This is a genomic window from Candidatus Vicinibacter proximus (assembly GCA_016713905.1).
Lineage (GTDB): Bacteria > Bacteroidota > Bacteroidia > Chitinophagales > Saprospiraceae > Vicinibacter > Vicinibacter proximus.
On record JADJOE010000001.1, the window covers coordinates 339,302 to 358,958 of the forward strand.

Here is a 19,657-nt window from a genome sequence, read left to right on the forward strand (position 1 = left end):
AGAAGAAGGCTAAGGAATCAGAAAGAAATACAAGCAGGATTCCTACGTTAGCGGAGAAAATACTTATCAGACCATTAATGTCCGTTAGAAGAATTCAATTCAATTATTCTGAGAATAACTCAACCATCATCCCGGGTTTTATGCAATCACCTGAACTATTAGGAATGGATAAAGGCTTTGTTGCTCCGGGTTGGAAATTCGTTTCTGGTTTTAAGCCTGATTTGAAGCCAGGGGGCTATCTTGATCAAATTGCAAGTAAGGGTTGGATAACCGATAATAAATATTTCAATAGAGAAATGATTCAGAGGCACGCAACTACAGCAGGAGCAAAAGTCAGATTGGAGCTATTTAAAAATTTTAATATAGATGTGAACATTGATAGAAATTTCACAAGAGATTATACTGAAACTTTTAAATTTGATTCTGTTTTAGGATCACCAAATCAATTGGCTTTCCAACATTTTACTCCATTTGAGAATGGGCAGTTTACAATATCTTATGTCTCCTTTCAATCGATGTTCACCAAAGATATTAACAAATTGTTCAATAGTTTTTCTGAGATGCGAAAAACCATGTCCCGACGAGTGGGAGAACAATATGGAATAACACAACGAAGTACAGTGAATCCAGATTATATAGATGGTTTTTTAGGAGATCATCAAGATGTAGTTTTACCAGCTTTTCTCGCCACATATAGTCATGCTAATCCTGAAAAATCTAATCTTGATATTTTTAAAACAATCCCTTTACCAAATTGGCAGATAAACTATTCAGGTTTATCAAGATTGGAAGGAATGAAAAATATTTTTCAAGATTTCTCCATTAGACATGCATATAAGAACACACTTACCATGAATAATTATAGGACAAATCTGGATTACAGAGAAAATGTTCTCGAGGTTCCAATACGAAGGAAGGGTGATACAATAATTGCATCCTATTATGCTCAATATGAAATTCCTGAAATATCCATAAATGAATCCTTTGGTCCTTTGATAGGCATAAATGTCAAGACAAAAAATGGAATTGAATTGGGCTTTGATTTGAACAAGACCAGAAATCTTCAATTAAAAAATGGAATAGAGGGTCAGCTTGAAGAAAGAAACTCAACAAATTATACTTTTAAGGCTGGCTATGTTATAAAGAATGTGTATTTATCTTTTATTCCCGGCGTTAAAAAAATGCAGAAAAAGGCAACCAAAAAGAAGAAGAAGGGGGAAGATCCAAAAGAAGCAACTGCAAACAAACCAAAAGGTAATGACTTGGTAATAAGTGTTGATTTTGGAATCAGGGATAACATTTCGAAACTATTTCGGTTGGATGAAAATATAGAAGCCCAGGCATTTGAAGGGTCAAAACAGATAAATTTCACCCCTTCCGTTCAATATAATGTAAACAAAAGTTTGAACTTGAGACTCTTTGTTGATTATTCCAAATCCATTCCATATGTTCAAAATTCTTACAAAAGCGTAAGGATTAATGGAGGTTTGACTGTACAATTTCTCCTGAATTAATCGCTAATGTGGTTAATCAACAATTTTGGTATGAGTCCTTTACTTGTTGATTCAAACGGAATCCTCTATTAGTAAATTGATAGTCTTGTTATTGTGCTTGAACTTGTATACTTCTTCCTATTTGATGAACGAAGGTTGATTGTGATGACATTCGACAAACAGATGAAATTATTCAAGAATAAAAATCAAGAATTATTTTATTAAAAAATTTGGCAGACATCCTTTAATGAAGATGCACAATTTTCAAAAACTGATGAAGTGAATTTATTTTTTCCACTTGATGTTACAACCAGCACTTGGATATTGATTGCCAGAAGGCTTTTCACCAATTAAAATTTGATCAATTGCTGATCGAAGATCATTTCCAGTAAGAGGAATATTATTTCCAGGTCTTGACTCATCCATTCTTCCCCTATAAGCTAAAAGGGAATACTTGTCAAACAGATAAAAATCAGGAGTGCAGGCGGCATCAAATGCCTTAGCTACTGATTGGTCTTCATCGTAACAATAGGGGAATTTAAATTTCCATTCTAGCGCAAGATCTTTCATTTTATCCGGACTGTCATCTGGGTAATTTTTTATATCATTTGAACTGATGGCAATAATTTTTATTCCCTTTTGTATATAGTCTCCTGCTATTCTTACAATTTCGGGCAACACGTGAATCACGAACGGGCAATGATTACAAATAAACATTATTAAAATACCATTGAAACTCTCCCCTTCGTCAATAGATATTATTTCCTTATTTTGAACATTTACTAGGGAAAACTTTGGCATTTTAGTTCCTAGTAATAGCATATTGGATTCTTTAAATGACATCTAGTGACAAGTATTAATTGAACTGAGATATTCTTTGGCAAAATTTAATTTTCTCACAGACTGATAACCTTTGAAGTTGCAAAGGTTATTTTCCGAATAACGGTCCATTTGGTTAATCCATATCCTATGGGCTATTTTTATGTAAGACCAGTGCCATTTTTCTTCTTTAAAACCTGATGGTCTTAAGGAATCTTGTTCAGTATATATTTGGCAAAATCCAAATTTGGGTGCATTATTTTTAAGCCACGCATATACTTTGGCTCCTTCTGTAGTATTGAAGTATTCTTCTTCAACAGAATTAATATCAATATCAGTACCCCAATGGTGTCTGGTAAAACCGGGAGGCGCAGTATATTCAAGTATCTTACGAGCCCTTTCTATTGGATTTTTATGGCTTTTATTCAATTTCATATGATCAACTAAAGTTTCACCAACCCATTTTTTCTCCCAAATTTCTTTTTGGTATTCAAAATTTCTAGTAGCTGAAATAATTTTTAGTTCAATGGAATCGGCTTTAGCTGCTTCTGCCATTGAGACAAAAGCATCGTAGGCTTCTTGCAGCATATATGAATTCTTGTCACAATAGAAATTGTCTATTTTGACAAATTGTGGATGATCATCTGGTTGGAATTTCCCATATATGAAATCATCTTCCTCAATAAAGTTATAGGTATTTATATTATTGCTAATCATTGGGTTAAATGAATAGCTTTGCGATTTAACCGAAATTAAATACGCCCAGCATATAAGTAAGAGTTTGAGTTTTTTAATATCTATTGATTTTCTCTTTCCAATTTCTTTTTTCTAATTTCTTCTTCTTCTTGAATCATTTCTTCTATTGTCTTCTTTTTCTGAAGTGTTTTAGAATATGAACCGGTATTATCAAGAAGATAGTAAATATTAGTCAACCATTTGGAAGTATCCGGCTCCTGTGAAGGACTAGTTACATACTCTTCAATAATCGGGGAAAACAATACAAAATTTGAAGAGCTCATAATGTAATCCAGTTTTGAATGTGCATGCTTAAGCGTTTTGTAAGATCCAAAATGCTCTAATTTCAAACAAGGTATATCAGGGACTTCTTCATAGTCAAATCCAAGTGGAGGTCGTACGACGCGACCCACAGGAAGTGCTGCCATTATGTAAACATAGTTTGAAGAACCTTCCCAATCGTAAATCAGTCCGACTGGTGGACCACTTGGTGTTATGCCGAGTGAATCAAGAGCTTTATATATTTTTGGGTATGACTCGGCATAAAATTTTGGGATGTTAGCATTATAAATTGGAGCTTTCATACCAAAATAACCTTGTTTTTTAAAGGATGAAGGTTTAATACCAAATTGGGTATTAATCATTCCCTCAATGTAATTCTTTAAGTTATTCAAATCATTTTGATGCAAGTTTGCATATTCTTTTTCAAATGACCAGTAAAAGGGCCTTTTAAAAAAAGGTACTTTAGTTAGCAACCTATTACGGCTGATTAATAAAACTGAAGTTCGGGTTTCCGGGATGATTTGCCAGGTTGTAGACACTTTTCCCGGCCAATTACTATTGGTAATGTAAGATGCAAGTAGAGAGTCTTTGTGCGATTCCTGAACTTCTACAATACCTTTACCGAAAGATTTACCTTCGAATGTAAAATTAGCGCCAATATTTACTTGTCGACCACCCATTGAAAAACTAAGATTTGAATCTTCTTTTTTCCAACTAATCCAATTTGGCCATTCTTTAATGTCGTTTATCATTACATACATTAAGCCTTTTGAGCAATTGATCTTAATTTCATTAGTTTGGGACATTGATGATGGAGAAACAAAACAAGCCAATAGATACATCAATAGTAAAACACCGACAGCAACAATGATTTTAATAAAATTATTAGACATATGTATAATTTATAAAACTTCGAGTCCGAATTAATATATACAATTTAAAAGACTCTATTATTATGCAAATATAAAAAGATATTATTGTAAATTTTGTATATAAAAACTTATGGTAAGTAAAATTAGTATAAGTTATTCTGGAAGACTATAATTGAAAATATCTTCAGAATTTGTTGATTTAGATTCACAAAATTTGATTCTGACATTTGTATTAACTGTTTGTTTTAAGTTTTTTACATTTTTAATCCCATCTCCAAGGGGTGGCTGCGCCGAACCAACAATGATGCAATTACTAGGATCAATGGACAAATCTGTACCATATTTGTATTCACCAAATAATTTCTCATATCTGAAAGGCAAAACATTTGCTTCAATTGGCTCTTTGCCAGACGCTAAGAATTGTAAGCCTTCATAAGTACTAAGACTCAACCACCTTACATCAGATTTATTTGCCATTTCCTGTGGTCTAACCTGAGGAACATTAAACTCTGTAACAGTACTTTTAAAATTTCCTATTAACATCCCAACTTTACGATCCTGATATGAATCATAAGGCCCTCTGCCATACCATTTTGCTGAACCAAATGAGCTGGGGATATCAAATATCCAACCAATCCTTGGAGGAATGCTGGCTGTGTCAGATTTTTTGATTATTTCCATCTTTAGAGCAATATCACCGCTAGCATAAATCAAATATTCAGCTTGAAGACTGATGTCATTTTTATTGATTATTGTAGCAGAATATGAAAATTTAATGACCTTATCGTTTAGTGCTTTAATATTTTCAGATTCAAGTATAATTTGATCCGATATTTTCCACCACGATAAAAGGTCAGCTCTTTTACCAGAGTAAATGTCATTATCAATTGGTGCTCTACTAAATATTAGCCTAATTGGAGACTTTAACATTTCGATTCCTTTCATTTTAAGAGAAGAAATATTTCCATTTTTTCTATCAATTGTAAATTGATATACATTGTTCTGAACAAAATGTAATTTAGAATCTGTACTTATTTTCATTTTGTCATAGCTGTTAAGATCTAATTCTGGAACTTTTCCTCTAGGGAAAATAAATTGGTCAACTGCCATAAGTTGAAACCTAAACATACCCTTAAACTTGCTAGTTTTATTAATTGTAATATTTATAGTGTATTCTTTTCCAGGTTTTCTATCGAAGGGGCCATAATCAATTTTTACCAGTTTATGAGCACCAGGCAAAAGATGAAAATTTGCAATTTTTCCTTCTTTTATTATATCACCATTTTCAGAAATGTTCCAAAAATAATTAAATGCAGTATCCTTGATAAATTTATGGTAATTGTAAATTTCAAATTGACCATTATTAATATCAATAGCTTTGGTTTCAAACCAATTAAAAACAGTACTCACAACTTTGGCAGAAGGTTTAGGTGTTTTATTTGAAGTCATTATTCCACTGACACAAAGGAAAGAATCAGACTGTGTTTCACCAAAAGCACCGCCATATGCAAAGAAAAGTTTCCCACTTTTATTTTTCATATAAAAGGTTTGGTCTGTAAAATCTTCAATAAATCCGCCAACGATATTTTCATTCTTTTTGACTTCATCCCAACATTCACTAAAACCACCTAAACCATTTCCTTTGTTGGTACTCATTTTATAGAGAATAGTAGGTTTGCTTTTTTGAGGACCCAAACTTTCCCCACAATTAAGTACCAAATCTCCATAAGATTGGTTAGAAGAAATCCATGAAGCAGGTCTTTTACTATCCTTTGTTTTGATCCATTTGTATGCTTTCATAATTGAAGCGCCTTGATTCAATTGATAACCAAGAGACCAACAAATAATGTTACAATAGTTTTTATTTCTTTCAAACATATTTTGCACCCTTTGAAGGTAGATGGCTGAACAAATAGAATCATCTGGAAAAGAAATATTTTGATTAGAAAAGACAGATGTGGTAAGGTTACTTTCATCTAATACAAAGAGACCAAATTTCTGCATAGTTTTGTACCAACTAGACGGAAAAGGATAATGATTATTTCTTACTGCATTTATATTATATAATTTGAGGACATCGGCATCATTTTCCATCCATGGTACATCCAAAATCACCCCTTTAAGCGGGTGAAATTCATGACAACTCACCCCTTTAATTTTTATTTTTTGGTTATTCACTAACATTACACCATTATGGAATTGAATTGAGTTAAAACCAATTTTGTATTGAATTGCTTCAAGACAATTTCCTGATGAATCGCTAAGGATTATTCGAAGATCATATAGTTTTGGTATTTCATCTGACCATGGCTGTATATTGGAAATTGACCCATTCACAATTTTCAAAATATCCTTTGTCTTGAGTCCATTTAGAGAAATGTTTTTTTCAAAAATTTCCTGACTACTATCTTTAAATATTTTAATTTGTAAATTATGATTATTAATTACTTGCGAAGTGTTGTTTTGGAGGTTTAATTCCAAATTAATTGAGGCTGAATTTCCTTGAAAATTCGTTTTAGCATAAAAATCTCTTATTCTAAATTTTGGTCGGGAAATTAAATATGCATCTCTGTTTATACCAGTTAAATGCCATTTATTTGATGATTCAAAATAGGACGCATCACTCCATCTGTAAAGAACCAAAGTTAATTGATTTTGATTTTCTTTCAAATATGGATTTAGGAGGAATTCAGACATAGCTTTTGAATCTTCATTGTATCCGACCAATTGCCCATTGACATATAGGAAATATGCTGAACTTATTCCTTCAAAAAGTGCAAAAATATCTCTGCTCTTCCAGTCATCAGGAATGTCTATATTTCTTTTTAGAACCATTACTGAATTGCTATCTCTGGGTACGTTTGGGTAATTGGCTTTAAATGGAAGGTCAAAGTATTTGAAAATAGGTTTACCAAATCCTTTTAATTCTATACAAGCCGGAAAACTCATTTCCAACCAAGTATTTGAGGACTCTGATTTTTCAATCTCCGCAGGTACGTAATCAGGACCGGGATAATATTGGTATCTCCAAAAACCATTTAATGTTTTCTGATATTTGCTGTTTACCGGTATATCAGATATTGATTTGATTTCAGATTCGTAAGGGAAAAAATCTGTTCTTGACTTTTCTCGTCCATATTCAAAAATATGGGGATCATTCCAAAATTCCGGAATAGTAGAATTCTTTACTGCATGTAAAGTTTGTTTATCTAATACTTTTTTTTCGCTTAAGTCGTTTTTGCATGAAAATGTAAGGGAAAATACAAACAATAATAAAAAGGCACGGTACATCATAAAATTAGTTCTTTTTAAATAGACCCTTTAAGTTAGAGAGTTGTGGTACCCAAAAGACTTTTTTTAAGTATCTATATTTTAGAAATTTGAAAATGTATTGTTCTGAAATATTGAACTTGTTTAAAAAGAAATTACAAAAAGGCAAATTTTTAAAATAGTATTTAATTATAATAATAATTTAATTGAGAATTCTATTTAAGATATGATTTAGTTTATTTATAAATAAGATTATTGCTTAATTCAGTTCATAAATGTTAAATAAAATTTTAATTGATCACAGTTAGTTCTTAATTAATTTATAAGTGTTTACAAAATTGCCATCGCTTAATGTTAAAAAGTAGATACCGGGAAGAACATTTTGAGTTTGGCAATTAACAATATTTGGACTAACTACACAGTCAAATAAAATCTGATTACCTAAAATGTTTCTTAAGCTAATATCTAAATTCTTCAATTCACTTTGGTTAAAGTTAATAACAAACCTTTCCTTAAGCGGATTTGGATAAATATGAAAATCACTTAAACTTTTAACAGGGCTTGAAGTAGAGTTTGGAGAACAATTTAAATTTAAAGTGTTAAATATTATTTGAAGTGAATCTATGGGTTCTATCTTACTATTGGCTCTGGTTTTTACACCAATTTTAATACTGGGTTTGGTATATTCATCATTTGGTTTTGATACTTTTAGAAAAGCAAATAAAGAAGAAGTTCCATTTGGGCTGCAACGAGAGTCAGCACCCGAAAAGTTAGCACCCTGTAATGAAGCCATTAGTTTACACGCAAGGTTACCTTTGGTTTGAATAAATTCATCTTCCATTTTATCTAGCACTTCGGGTCCCAGTAATATATTTCCCTGAATGGAATAATTTGATCCAATGCGGTGACCTTTATAATCAAAGCAATTTTCGCCTGTAAATGCAGCTGCCTGTATTCTTCCATTTTTAATACTTACTACACCATATTGTCTTACGGAAGGGTTGTCTTCAACATCATTGTTGAACAACCAATCCAGTACTTGTTGAGCGTTATCACCAGCAAGAAGTCTTGTTCTTGCATTTGTCTGGTTGGCGGCAATATAATATGATTGCGTATTAATAGCTCCGCGACCAGGAACTACATCAGCAATCAAATCGGTTTCATATGGAAGACCAAAAAGATCAAGACATGAGGCCCCAGCGGATCCGATCTCTCCAGTTAAAGTATCAATGGCTACAATAGAAAAAGTTTCCTGAGCTTCTGAATTTTGAATATTAATTAGTAAACAAAAATGAAGAGAAAAGATATACAAAAATTTATGAATCATATTTAATTGTAATCTAATTTCCTGTTATTACTCCTGAACAAGAACCAAAACCAATTCTGTAATGCTCATTTTCGGCATATGCCTTCATCTCAATGCGATCCCCGTCTTCAAGGAAGACCCGACTGGAACCATCTTTTAATTGTATTGGTTTTGTACCTTTCCATGCCAACTCAAGCATTGAACCAAAGGATGTTTGGTCCGGACCAGAAATAGTTCCTGAAGCACAAATATCTCCAACTTGCATGTTGCATCCATTAACTGTGTGATGTGCGAGTTGTTGTTTAATACTCCAATATAAATATTTCATATTCGATTTTGAAACCAAATTATTATTCAACCAAACCTCTAATTGAATATTATAATTATTTGCTCCACTCTGTTTAAGATAGTCTAGCGGGACAGGATTTTGTTCTGGGCCTGCAACTCTAAATTTCTCTAACGCTTCTAAGTCAACAAGCCAAGGTGAAGCTGTAGATGCAAAATTTTTCCCAAGAAAAGGCCCTAAAGGCACATACTCCCATTTTTGGATATCTCTTGCCGACCAGTCGTTAAAAAGTAATAAACCTTGAATATGTTCTTCTGCTTTTTCAATAGGAATTGGTTCACCCAATGCATTGCCTTTACCAATTACGAAAGCCATTTCCAGTTCAAAGTCAAGTTGACGACTGGCACTATAAACAGGGGGTTCCCCATCTCTTAAAACTATTTGTCCGTGAGGTCTTTTAATAGGAGTTTCACTAACGACAATGGATGAAGATCTGCCATGGTATCCAACTGGCAAATAAAGCCAATTTGGTAATAGGGCATTTGCAGGATCCCTAAACATCATTCCAACATTGGTAGCATGTTCCCGGCTACTGTAGAAATCTGTATAATCACCCGCCTTTACAGGTAAATGGAGTTTAACCATGCTGACAGGCCTTAAAGCTGAGCTTAAAGATTCTTTCGATTTATCATTTTTCTCAGAGAAAATTGTTAACAGTTCTTTTCTAATGAGACTTACTTTATCTTTTCCTAGAGTTAGTAAAGGGTTTAAAAAATCATTATAAAAAATTGACTTTGGAATACCACAATTAGATGTAATATCTGGAATTTCACTAAGATCAATAATTTGATCTCCAATAATGCTGCATATTTTTTTTTGACCTCCATTTACACTAAAAATACCCAAGGGTAAATTGTGGATGGGAAAATCACATTCACGCTCGTATGGGATCCAAGATTTTAATAACGCGGGCAAAGAATTTTCCATATTTGAAATGTAAATGATTAAACGGTAAAAATAATGGTTATGTTAGGATAGTTAATAGAAAAAATCGCAATGATCCAATCAACCACTAGAAAAAACTTTCTCATATAGTTCATTGACAGTTGATAGAAGTAGAACTTTTATTTTTGCGTTTCTTGACAAATCAATTTTTCCGTTATATTTAGAGATGCAAATGGCTTTAAATCCAAGACGCTCAGCCTCTTGAATTCTAGCCTCTACTCTTGAAACAGCCCTAATTTCACCGGAAAGACCAACTTCTCCTGCGAAACATATTTGACGGTGCAAAGCATGGTCTTCCAAGGATGAAATTAATGAGGCTACTACAGCAAGATCTATTGCAGGATCGCTAATTCTTATACCCCCGGCAAGATTTATAAAAACATCTTGAATTCCGAAATGAAACCCACACCTTTTTTCAAGGACAGCAAGCAACATGGAAAGTCTTCTTGTGTCAAAACCTGTGGCAACCCTTTGTGGCGTTCCATAAACCGCAGCGCCAACCAATGCCTGGGTTTCAATTAAAATTGGCCTTAAACCTTCAATTGTACAAGCAACAGCACTACCACTTAATCTATCTTGGTGTTGGGAAAGAAGCAATTCACTTGGGTTTTCCACAGGTTTAAGTCCTGTGCTATCCATTTCATAGAGACTTAATTCATCTGTAGAACCGAATCGGTTTTTTAGAGTACGCAGTATTCTGTAGGAATTATGTTTTTCGCCTTCAAATTGTAAAACAGTATCCACCATATGTTCCAATAATTTAGGCCCAGCAATATCACCTTCTTTGGTTATATGTCCTATTAAAAAGACAGGTACACCCGTTTCTTTAGCATATCTAATAAGCTCATTAGTGCATTCACGAATTTGAGAAATTGTCCCAGGGGCAGAATCAAGATGAGGCGAACTTAAGGTTTGTATGGAATCAACTATAAGAAGTCCCGGTTTAAGTTTTGCAGATTCTGATAGTATAATATCCACCTTAGTCTCTGAGAATAAATAGCAACTTTCCTGACTGTGATTTAGTCTATTTGCTCTAATTTTGATTTGTTCCTCACTTTCTTCACCGGAAACATACAAGACTGCATTAAGACCTATTTGAAGAGCAAGTTGAAGAAGCAATGTGGACTTTCCTATGCCCGGCTGACCAGCCAATAAAGTTACAGAGCCCCTAACTAAACCACCACCAAGGGCTCTGTTTAATTCTTTATCGTGCGTGTCCAATCTAAGTAATTTTCCAGTCTCCAGTTGATCTAGTCTAACTGACTTTATACTTTTGTGGTCCTCTTTAATAGTTTTCCATCCGTGTTCAGAATCCTCCTTTTTATGAAGAATCTCTTCCTGATAGCTATTCCAGGCACCGCATGAAGGACAGTGGCCAATCCATTTGTGTGCATTGGCTCCACAACCTGAACAGACAAATATTATACGAGCTTTTGACAAGGGATAGTTTTAATAATTTTATGTGCTTAATTTCTGTATATACCTAAATAATTAAGGCAATTCTAATCGAAAGACCAAAATTAATAAATAAAACAAGATTGTAATATATTGAATGAAAGCTATCAGAGGAAAAGGAGCATCGGATCAATTTATTAAAAGGAAAATATCGCAGTCAATCTTCTGGATTTTGTAATTTATCTCCAACCTATTATATTATTTAGTTATTTATTCAGGAAATCCCAACTAAAATCAATGTGAAGGATTTTAGAAATTGTGCTCTAAAACAGATTTTTAATTAAGCTTTTAAAAATTAAAATTTCAAGTTCCCATAATAAAATAAAAATTTATGTTAAGTTACAGGTATAAACAATTAGGGAATTTACTATTTTGAGTTTAAATCCTCAACTATTATAGAGGATTGATGGTTTTAGTAATTACTTTTGTATCATGAATACTACGAATTTTATACCAGCTATAGAAAGTTTAATATTTGCTGCTCCAACGCCAATTTCTGTTGCAGATATTAAATATTGCCTTGAAAACACCCATGCAATAAGTATTGGCATTGAAGATATTGAAAACTGCATTCATTTGATAGAATCAAGATATCAATCCAGTGATTTCGGAATTGAGTTAAAGGAAATTTCGGGAGGCTTTCAGTTTCTTTCAAAACCTGATTTTTTTCCATTGATTGCTGAATATATAAAAGTTAATAACAGGAAAAAATTATCCAGGGCAGCAATGGAAAGTTTAGCCATAATTGCTTATAAACAACCTATTTCTAAATCTGAAGTTGAGCAAATTAGGGGAGTTAATAGCGACCATTCGATACAAAAATTGCTTGAAAAAGAGTTGATTGAAATTACCGGTAGAAGTGAGGGCCCAGGCAAACCCATTCTGTTGGGCACAAGTAACAGGTTTATGGAATATTTTGGATTAAAAAATCTTGCTGACCTACCCAAACTTAAAGATTTGGCAATGCCCGAAAATGAAATTGGAGAGCCAGCGCCTATTGAAGAAACGGTTGCCTTATTAGAAGACCATGAAAATTTAAATAAACTACCAAAAGATGAATAATGCAGGCGAATTGGTTAATCGGGTTGCTTCAAGTGGTTTGGTAACAATTAAACTTGAAGATTTTTATCCTGTCGAAGAGATAGTTGAATTTGATATCAAACCATTTCTGTATAAGGAATTGATTTTAAAAGAATTAGACTTCCGGGAGGCAATGCAAAATCACAATTGGTCAAGTTATGCCGGAAAAATACTTGCTGTTTTTTGTTCCAATGATGCAATAATTCCTACATGGGCATATATGCTTATCTCAACACACGCTTCAAGGCAGACAGCAGATTTATTTTTTGGTAGCTCGGAACAAGTACTTATCCAGTATTTTAACCGTATTTTAGATAAGTTTGATTGGAAACAATTTCAGGGTTCTAAATTGGTTATTAAAGGTTGTAGTGACAAACCAGTACCGCCATCTGCATATCTGAGGGTTACCCATCATCTTTTACCGTATGCTTCGAGTATTATGTATGGAGAACCCTGTTCTACGGTTCCCGTTTATAAGCGAGCTAAAATTAGTACATGACGAAGTAGAAGTTGTACTTATTAAAACCTTAACTCCACGTTAAATCCCAGTTAAATAGAAAGAACCTGAAACAAACACAATAAAACTTAAGTTATGCTCATTAAACCAGGAGTTATTCAAGGAGAAGTTTAACTTCAGTAAATTGTCTGAATATTATTAAAAACCAACACAAATTCTATGAAGTCATTAAGTAAGCTCACTTTTATCATTATTTTGATTTTAAGTACAAACTATTCCTATGCTCAAAGATTTGCTCTAGTCGATGTCAATAAAATACTTGAGAATCTGGACGATTACAAAAAAGCCCAAGAGGAACTGGATCGAGTAGCAGCCACCTGGAAACAGGAAATAGCGGTTGAATATGATAAAATCAAAGCCATGTATAATAAGTATCAGGCAGAACAGGTCCTTTTAACCGATGAACAAAGAAAGCAAAAGGAGGAGGACATCATGAGTAAAGAAAAGGAAGCCAGAAAATTACAAAAAGACAAATTTGGCGAAGAAGGAGAATTATTTAAAAAGAGGCAAGATCTTGTAAGACCTATACAGGACAAAGTTTATACTGCCATTCAGGACTATGCAGCTACCAAAGGATTAGAAGCAATTTTTGATACCAGTGGATCAGCTGGAATTATATATTACAGTAAAGAATTAGATAAAACTGATGAAATTCTTAAAAAATTTAAAGTTACGGCCAAATAAGCTTTCCATTCTTTTTTTAAAATATGTATATTTGCCCGTTTTTAAAACATAATTAAATGAAAATCAACACATTAAAATTTTTATTGCTAACTTTTTTGTTGGCTTACCAAGCTCCTTCTTTTGCTCAAAAATTTGGCTATTTAAATTCACAAGCACTTTTATCCGAATTGCCTGAAGTAAAACAGGCCGATGCTAATTTACAGGCTTTACAAGCTCAGTTGGAGAAAAAGGGCCAGCAAATGGTTGCGGAACTTGAAAATAAATATAAGGATTTGCAAAGGAAAGAGCAATCAGGAGAAATTTCCCCTAAAGCACTTGAAGAGGAAGCGAAAAAGCTAAAAGAACAAGAAGCAGAACTGGGAAAATATGAACAGGAAATGCAAAAGCAGCTCTTAGCTAAAAGACAAGAAACTTTACAACCGATTTTAGATAAAGTAAATAACATTATCAAACAAGTTGCAACCGAAAATCAATTTACATACATATTTGATTCAAGTGCAGGAATTTTATTATACGCACAGGAATCAATGGATGTGACTGCCTTAGTCAAAACCAAATTAGGAATCTAGGGCTTGCCTAATATTCAAGAGCGGCCTATAGGTATTTTTGATTCAGGGATAGGTGGACTTACTGTTGCCCAAGCAATAAATCGTTTACTTCCTAATGAACAATGTATTTATGTTGGGGATACGGCACATATGCCTTACGGCGATAAGTCAGTAGAATTGATTCGTCATTTCTCTTTGCGTATTTCCGAATACCTATTGAATAATTATAATTGTAAAGCTCTTGTAATAGCATGCAATACAGCATCGGCTGCTGCTTATGAGTTTCTCCGAGATAGACTTAAGGGAAAAGTTCCAGTAATTAATGTGATTGACCCAATGGTTGAGTTTGTGATCAATCAGGAATCTATCCAACATGTAGGCATAATCGCGACCAAAACAACCATCCAATCTGAAGTATATCAAGAAAAATTTTCCAGAAGGAAAAAGGAATTAAAATATTCAACTTTAGCTACTCCATTGCTAGCCCCAATGATTGAAGAAGGCTTTTATAATAATACCATCAGCAATGCCGTACTTCATGAATACCTTGACATGCCAGATCTCAGAGGCATAGATAGCCTTATCCTGGCATGCACACATTATCCACTGATAAAAAAAGAGATTGAAGCATTTTATGAACATAAGGTGAAAGTGATTGACTCAGCTGAAGTTGTAGCGATGAAATTGAAACATATTCTAGTAAAGGAAAGTCTACTTAATGACACACAAAATGCACAAAAGAATTTGTTTTTTGTGACTGATTATAGTGTTCACTTTGAAAGAACCACAAAACTATTTTATGGAGAAAAAATTAACTTGCAGAAAATTTCAATATCTGATTAAATTTTGATTTCTAAAATGTTCGGTTAATATTTTTCTTGTTTCACCCGGTTATAAATTCCTAAATAAATCAATTGTTTCAATTGAATTCTTAAAATAAAATAAGTTTGTTGGATTAGTATAAGAACTAACAACATGAAACTTAATTCGTGATTTAAAATATTTTCTAACATTAAGTAGATGAAAAGGATGCACAATTGAAAAAAAATCATTAACAATATAAATTTTAACAAAACTAGCCAATTTTTTACTAATGATTTCAAACCTATACGAAGGCACTTTCTATATGTAAATTTTTCTTGCATAAAGATCAGTTTACTGATCACTGACCAAGTAAATATAGATAATATTAAAATTGCAAGTATTATTACTAAAATGATTAGTAGAATAAAAATAAACTTTTCTGATGAAAAATAATTCAAAAGTGAATCTAAGGATAAAGCAAAGGGAACTATAAAGGATAAAATTGAAATTAAAATTAAAGTGAAGAAGAATAAATTAAACTTTAAATTAGGGATAAAATATTGTATAGAATTTTTGAAAAATGAAATTGCAGAATTTTGATTTTTATTTACGGTTGAAAATAGTATTCCTGCATTAATTAAATTACTTACCAAAACCCAAACCAACAGAGAGTATTTAGCTGAATGCAAAATTGTCAGAATTGAAGATCTATTAAATCTCATATAATCTGAAAATACTGTATGATTGTAATGGTTTATCAAATCATTTAGTTCTAAGGAACTTCCTATTGAACCTTTTAGTATGGAATATAAATCAAAGGCAAATAGACCTACAATGGCAAGTTGGATAAAATAGTTGGTCAATGTAATTTGCCAATTATCAAAGATTTGTTTTATTTCATTTTGGTAATATTTGAACATACCTCTATAATAGTATACTAAGTGATTGAAGTATGTTTTGAAAATAAAACATAAATTTATTGGAGTACCATATTAGAGCAACTTGGTTCGGCTCTACCGAAAAGCTATTATTGTTTAAATCGATATCTAGTAGTAAATTATGTTTAGGGTCAATATGAGCTGATATTACTTTAGATGAATTGTAAATATTTAAAATTTTGCTGCCTTCAATTCCACTCCAATTTATTATTTGTGAAGATCCATTTTCAAAATTAATCTGAATTTCAACAGGAATTATCCAATCTCCTGTTCTTTCAACATGTACCTTTGAATGAATGAGTGCTGATATTTCAGGAGATAAATAGTTTGAGTCAAATATTCCACTTTTTTTAAGCTGGTGTTCATAAGTTATATTGGTAACAGCATAGTCCAGAATTTTCGAATCATATAAACTGCATTCAAATAGTTCATAGTTCCGAATTGCAATCACAGAATCAAATTTTTTCAATAGCTCTGATTTCATAAGATTCATAAAATCTATACCCTTTGGGTGTTTGAATTTCCAAAGGTTGAAATAAGATTTTATAATAGTATCCAAATTACTCTCCCCAATTAGATTTTGCAAAGTGTGTAGCGTAGTAGCTGTCTTGCTGTAAATAAGTGATTTGTAGTTTTTCTCATTAAATAACCAGGCTGGCCTAGCAGTGGGTCCTTCTCTGTGATTATTCATAGTAGTATATTCCAGGCGTGTTAAATCTCGATTATCGATTTTTATTCCTATAAAATCTACAAGTGATTTAGATTTACCAAATGCAGAGTCTATAATTCGGTCCTCAAAATAAGTAGAAAAGCCTTCATCTAACCATGGTTCTTCCTTTTCATTGTTGGCTACCACTGCCATAAAATATTGATGAACAAATTCATGCACTACGAGTGATTCTGTTGTTCTGATATTTTTTGGCATTCCATAAACAGACCCCGTAGTAATGAGTGTAGGATATTCCATTAGGCCGGATTTTAATCCATGGAATGGAGGGCAGACAATAGTTATCGAAGGATATGGATATCTTCCAATGTGATTTTCCATATATTCCATTGCAAAAATTAATATTTTTATGTATCTGTCTATCTGATCATCATATTCTGATGGTATTAATAATTTTATTTTTATCCCATTCCAGATTTCTTCCTTAGTTTTAAAGTTAGGGTAAGCCGTCCAGGCAAAATCAATTACATCGTTAGCTTGATACTTTCTTGTAACTGTATTATTTAAATTTAGTATTTCTGATATTAAGCAGCCGGAGGCACCTACAATATATTTCTGTGGAACAGTTATTTGAACATTATAATTTCCAAAGTCTGCATAAAATTCTGTAGAACGTAAGAATTGATGACAATTCCAATCCCAAATTCCAAATTTATTTTTCTCAAAAACACCAAGCTGTGGAAACCAATGACTTAAAAAGTAAAAATCTCTACTGTATCCGCACCGGGCAATGGTTTTAGGAATTTTAGCTTTCCATTCTAAGTTAAATATAGCTGTGTCTCCTGGCTCAATTTTATTCTTTAATAGAACTTCCAAAACTGACTGATCATTAATATTTCCATCATCGCATTGAATGTATCTTGTATTTTTTGTTAGATCATATTTAGTTTGATGCTTTTCCTGGGTAATTTTTTCAATTGAAATCCATCCCCATTCATTGAGATTTCGATTAGAAAATTGATTTCCAAAAATTGTTGAGGTTCCCTTAAGAAAACTTGTTTCCGTGTTTTTAAATGAATTTAAATACATGTAGAATTGCAAATTCTGAATACAAGTATTTGATTGATTAACAAAATAAATGGTTTGTGTTCCGGATAAGATATTATTTATATCATCTAGTGAAGTTTGGATCTCATAGTTGGTGGTTCGTTGGCTTAATACAGGTTGAGGATTTTCAGAACAAGATGAATTAACCTCTTGCTCCGTTGGGATAATAATATTAAAAAAAATAAATATTAAAGTAAAAAAAATCATTCAATTGTTTTTAGCAGTAGACTACAATGCCAATCGGACCAATTAGTATTATACCACAAAAGGTGAAATTTTGACTAATTGTACTTCGCTAATTTAGGTAGTTTAGCGGAAATTATTTTAGAATATTTAAATGCCCTAACCCAATTTATTTTGCTATTTCTTTCAAACGGGCAGTGAAATGCCTTAAGGTAGGAGCCTCATAGACTATTTCCATTCCCTTAATTGAATTTCTCTTTTGAAAAACATCAATAATTACTTCTGCGACATAATCTATATGGCTTTGAGTGTACACACGTCGCGGTATAGCCAGTCTTACAAGCTCCATCATAGAAGGAATTAGATTACCATTTTCATCATATGTTCCAAACATAAGTGATCCAATTTCACAACTTCGGATTCCTCCTTCTAAAAACAACCAGGCAACTAATGCTTGGCCAGGATATTGATGGGTTGGAATATGCGGTAAGAATTCTTTTGCGTCAAGATAAACTGCATGTCCTCCAGCAGGTTGCATAACCGGAATTCCTTCTTTAATTAGTTTTTCAGTAAGGTATTCCGTTGTTCTAATTCGATATTGTAAGTAATTTTCTTCTAAAACCTCCTCAAGACCAATGGAGATGGCTTCAAGGTCACGGCCAGCTAAACCACCATAGGTCGGAAATCCTTCAGTAATGATTAGTAGATTCCGACAATCTTGGGCTAATTTCTCGTCATATAAGGCTAGAAAGCCACCAATATTTGCAAATGCGTCCTTTTTGGCGCTCATGGTACACCCTTTGGCATAGGAGAATAACTCTCTTGCAATTTCTTTGACAGACGTGCTCTCATAGCCTGGCTCTCTTAACTTTATAAAATAACAGTTTTCAGCAAAGCGGCATGCATCAATGAACAAAGGAATTTCAAATTTATCACAAATACCTTTTACAGCTTTAATGTTTGCCATACTAACAGGTTGTCCACCACCTGAGTTGTTGGTTACTGTAATTAAACAAAGCGGAATATTTTCCGAACCCTTTTCTAGAATAAAACTTTCTAAAGCGTCAACGTCCATATTACCCTTAAAGGGTGCTGATATAGTTGGTATTTTTCCTTCCTTGCAAAGTAGATCAACGCCAACCGCACCACTTGCTTCAATATTAGCTCTAGTGGTATCAAAAAGAGTATTACTTACAATGTATTTACCTTTACCGCCCATTATCGAAAAAAGTATCTTTTCAGATGCTCTTCCCTGATGTGTTGGTATTATTATAGGCATACCGGTAATTTCTTGTATGGTTTTTTCAAAACGAAAGAAACTTCTACTGCCAGCATAGGATTCATCTCCCAGCATAATTCCTGCCCATTGAGCGCTGCTCATGGCACTTGTTCCACTATCTGTGAGCAAGTCAATTATTACATCCTCCGCTTTAATTAAAAAGGGATTATAAAATGCATCGGCAATAATTTTTTTTCTCTGTTCTCGTGAAGTAAACTGAATAGGCTCTACTGATTTTATTTTAAACGGCTCAATTATCGTTTTCATACTAATATTCTTATGTAGTTAATAAATTTTAAAAAAACATTTTATAAATTTTCCAATTTA

Annotated in this window: 15 protein-coding genes; 5 read left to right on the top strand and 10 right to left on the bottom strand. The window is 32.9% G+C overall.

Going from position 1 to position 19,657, the window contains the following annotated elements; genetic code table 11:
* Positions 1-1,778: 1,778 nt before the first annotated feature.
* The 7 genes from IPJ83_01370 to radA all read right to left on the bottom strand — a co-directional run bounded on the left by IPJ83_01370 (position 1,779) and on the right by radA (position 11,508).
* Positions 1,779-2,336 carry a thioredoxin family protein gene (locus tag IPJ83_01370; protein ID MBK7879197.1) on the bottom strand — a complete coding sequence of 186 codons (558 nt, stop codon included), beginning with the start codon at positions 2,334-2,336 and terminating at the stop codon, positions 1,779-1,781.
* Positions 2,337-3,029: a M15 family metallopeptidase gene (locus IPJ83_01375; GenBank protein MBK7879198.1), complete on the bottom strand. Its 693-nt coding sequence runs from the start codon at positions 3,027-3,029 to the stop codon at positions 2,337-2,339. It lies immediately after the preceding gene.
* Between the two features lie 80 nt (positions 3,030-3,109).
* Positions 3,110-4,222 (bottom strand): GyrI-like domain-containing protein, encoded by a 1,113-nt coding sequence (locus IPJ83_01380; protein ID MBK7879199.1) that lies wholly within the window; start codon positions 4,220-4,222, stop codon positions 3,110-3,112.
* Between the two features lie 132 nt (positions 4,223-4,354).
* The gene (locus IPJ83_01385) at positions 4,355-7,495 is read right to left on the bottom strand and encodes a hypothetical protein (protein ID MBK7879200.1); all 3,141 of its coding nucleotides are present in this window, start codon (positions 7,493-7,495) and stop codon (positions 4,355-4,357) included.
* A gap of 280 nt (positions 7,496-7,775) precedes the next feature.
* On the bottom strand, positions 7,776-8,798 hold the full coding sequence (locus IPJ83_01390; GenBank protein ID MBK7879201.1) for a DUF1028 domain-containing protein: 1,023 nt from the start codon (positions 8,796-8,798) through the stop codon (positions 7,776-7,778).
* Positions 8,799-8,811: 13 nt separating this feature from the next.
* Entirely contained in the window at positions 8,812-10,050 is a 1,239-nt protein-coding gene (gene fahA / locus IPJ83_01395; protein ID MBK7879202.1) for a fumarylacetoacetase, read from the bottom strand.
* 78 nt (positions 10,051-10,128) lie between these two features.
* Positions 10,129-11,508, bottom strand: a complete 1,380-nt coding sequence (gene radA / locus IPJ83_01400; protein ID MBK7879203.1) for a DNA repair protein RadA — start codon at positions 11,506-11,508, stop codon at positions 10,129-10,131.
* Between the two features lie 447 nt (positions 11,509-11,955).
* Between radA and scpB the strand changes: the two genes are divergently transcribed.
* The 5 genes from scpB (at position 11,956) to murI (ending at position 15,195) form a co-directional block, all read left to right on the top strand.
* Positions 11,956-12,585 carry an SMC-Scp complex subunit ScpB gene (gene scpB, locus IPJ83_01405; protein MBK7879204.1) on the top strand — a complete coding sequence of 210 codons (630 nt, stop codon included), beginning with the start codon at positions 11,956-11,958 and terminating at the stop codon, positions 12,583-12,585.
* Positions 12,578-13,102: a DUF2480 family protein gene (locus IPJ83_01410; GenBank protein ID MBK7879205.1), complete on the top strand. Its 525-nt coding sequence runs from the start codon at positions 12,578-12,580 to the stop codon at positions 13,100-13,102. Before scpB ends, IPJ83_01410 begins: the two co-directional genes overlap by 8 nt.
* A 177-nt stretch (positions 13,103-13,279) precedes the next feature.
* Complete coding sequence (locus IPJ83_01415; protein ID MBK7879206.1) at positions 13,280-13,804, top strand: OmpH family outer membrane protein; 525 nt, start codon at positions 13,280-13,282, stop codon at positions 13,802-13,804.
* A gap of 56 nt (positions 13,805-13,860) precedes the next feature.
* The gene (locus IPJ83_01420; protein ID MBK7879207.1) at positions 13,861-14,373 is read left to right on the top strand and encodes an OmpH family outer membrane protein; all 513 of its coding nucleotides are present in this window, start codon (positions 13,861-13,863) and stop codon (positions 14,371-14,373) included.
* Positions 14,374-14,385: 12 nt separating this feature from the next.
* Entirely contained in the window at positions 14,386-15,195 is an 810-nt protein-coding gene (gene murI, locus IPJ83_01425) for a glutamate racemase (protein MBK7879208.1), read from the top strand.
* Between the two features lie 23 nt (positions 15,196-15,218).
* Here the strand turns inward: murI and IPJ83_01430 are convergent, their stop codons facing one another.
* From IPJ83_01430 to IPJ83_01440, 3 genes are all read right to left on the bottom strand, one after another.
* On the bottom strand, positions 15,219-16,076 hold the full coding sequence (locus tag IPJ83_01430; protein MBK7879209.1) for a hypothetical protein: 858 nt from the start codon (positions 16,074-16,076) through the stop codon (positions 15,219-15,221).
* A gap of 4 nt (positions 16,077-16,080) precedes the next feature.
* Positions 16,081-18,075: a M1 family metallopeptidase gene (locus IPJ83_01435; protein MBK7879210.1), complete on the bottom strand. Its 1,995-nt coding sequence runs from the start codon at positions 18,073-18,075 to the stop codon at positions 16,081-16,083.
* A gap of 145 nt (positions 18,076-18,220) precedes the next feature.
* On the bottom strand, positions 18,221-19,597 hold the full coding sequence (locus tag IPJ83_01440) for a tryptophanase (protein MBK7879211.1): 1,377 nt from the start codon (positions 19,595-19,597) through the stop codon (positions 18,221-18,223).
* Positions 19,598-19,657: the final 60 nt, after the last annotated feature.

Bases quoted from the DNA above. Each gene is read 5' to 3' on its own strand.
- IPJ83_01410 (MBK7879205.1), top strand. From the start codon at position 12,578: ATGAATAATGCAGGCGAATTGGTTAATCGGGTTGCTTCAAGTGGTTTG.
- IPJ83_01430 (MBK7879209.1), bottom strand. From the start codon at position 16,076: ATGTTCAAATATTACCAAAATGAAATAAAACAAATCTTTGATAATTGG.
- IPJ83_01370 (MBK7879197.1), bottom strand. From the start codon at position 2,336: ATGTCATTTAAAGAATCCAATATGCTATTACTAGGAACTAAAATGCCA.
- IPJ83_01435 (MBK7879210.1), bottom strand. From the start codon at position 18,075: ATGATTTTTTTTACTTTAATATTTATTTTTTTTAATATTATTATCCCA.
- IPJ83_01385 (MBK7879200.1), bottom strand. From the start codon at position 7,495: ATGATGTACCGTGCCTTTTTATTATTGTTTGTATTTTCCCTTACATTT.
- IPJ83_01420 (MBK7879207.1), top strand. From the start codon at position 13,861: ATGAAAATCAACACATTAAAATTTTTATTGCTAACTTTTTTGTTGGCT.
- IPJ83_01415 (MBK7879206.1), top strand. From the start codon at position 13,280: ATGAAGTCATTAAGTAAGCTCACTTTTATCATTATTTTGATTTTAAGT.
- fahA (MBK7879202.1), bottom strand. From the start codon at position 10,050: ATGGAAAATTCTTTGCCCGCGTTATTAAAATCTTGGATCCCATACGAG.
- IPJ83_01380 (MBK7879199.1), bottom strand. From the start codon at position 4,222: ATGTCTAATAATTTTATTAAAATCATTGTTGCTGTCGGTGTTTTACTA.
- IPJ83_01390 (MBK7879201.1), bottom strand. From the start codon at position 8,798: ATGATTCATAAATTTTTGTATATCTTTTCTCTTCATTTTTGTTTACTA.
- IPJ83_01375 (MBK7879198.1), bottom strand. From the start codon at position 3,029: ATGATTAGCAATAATATAAATACCTATAACTTTATTGAGGAAGATGAT.
- scpB (MBK7879204.1), top strand. From the start codon at position 11,956: ATGAATACTACGAATTTTATACCAGCTATAGAAAGTTTAATATTTGCT.
- IPJ83_01440 (MBK7879211.1), bottom strand. From the start codon at position 19,597: ATGAAAACGATAATTGAGCCGTTTAAAATAAAATCAGTAGAGCCTATT.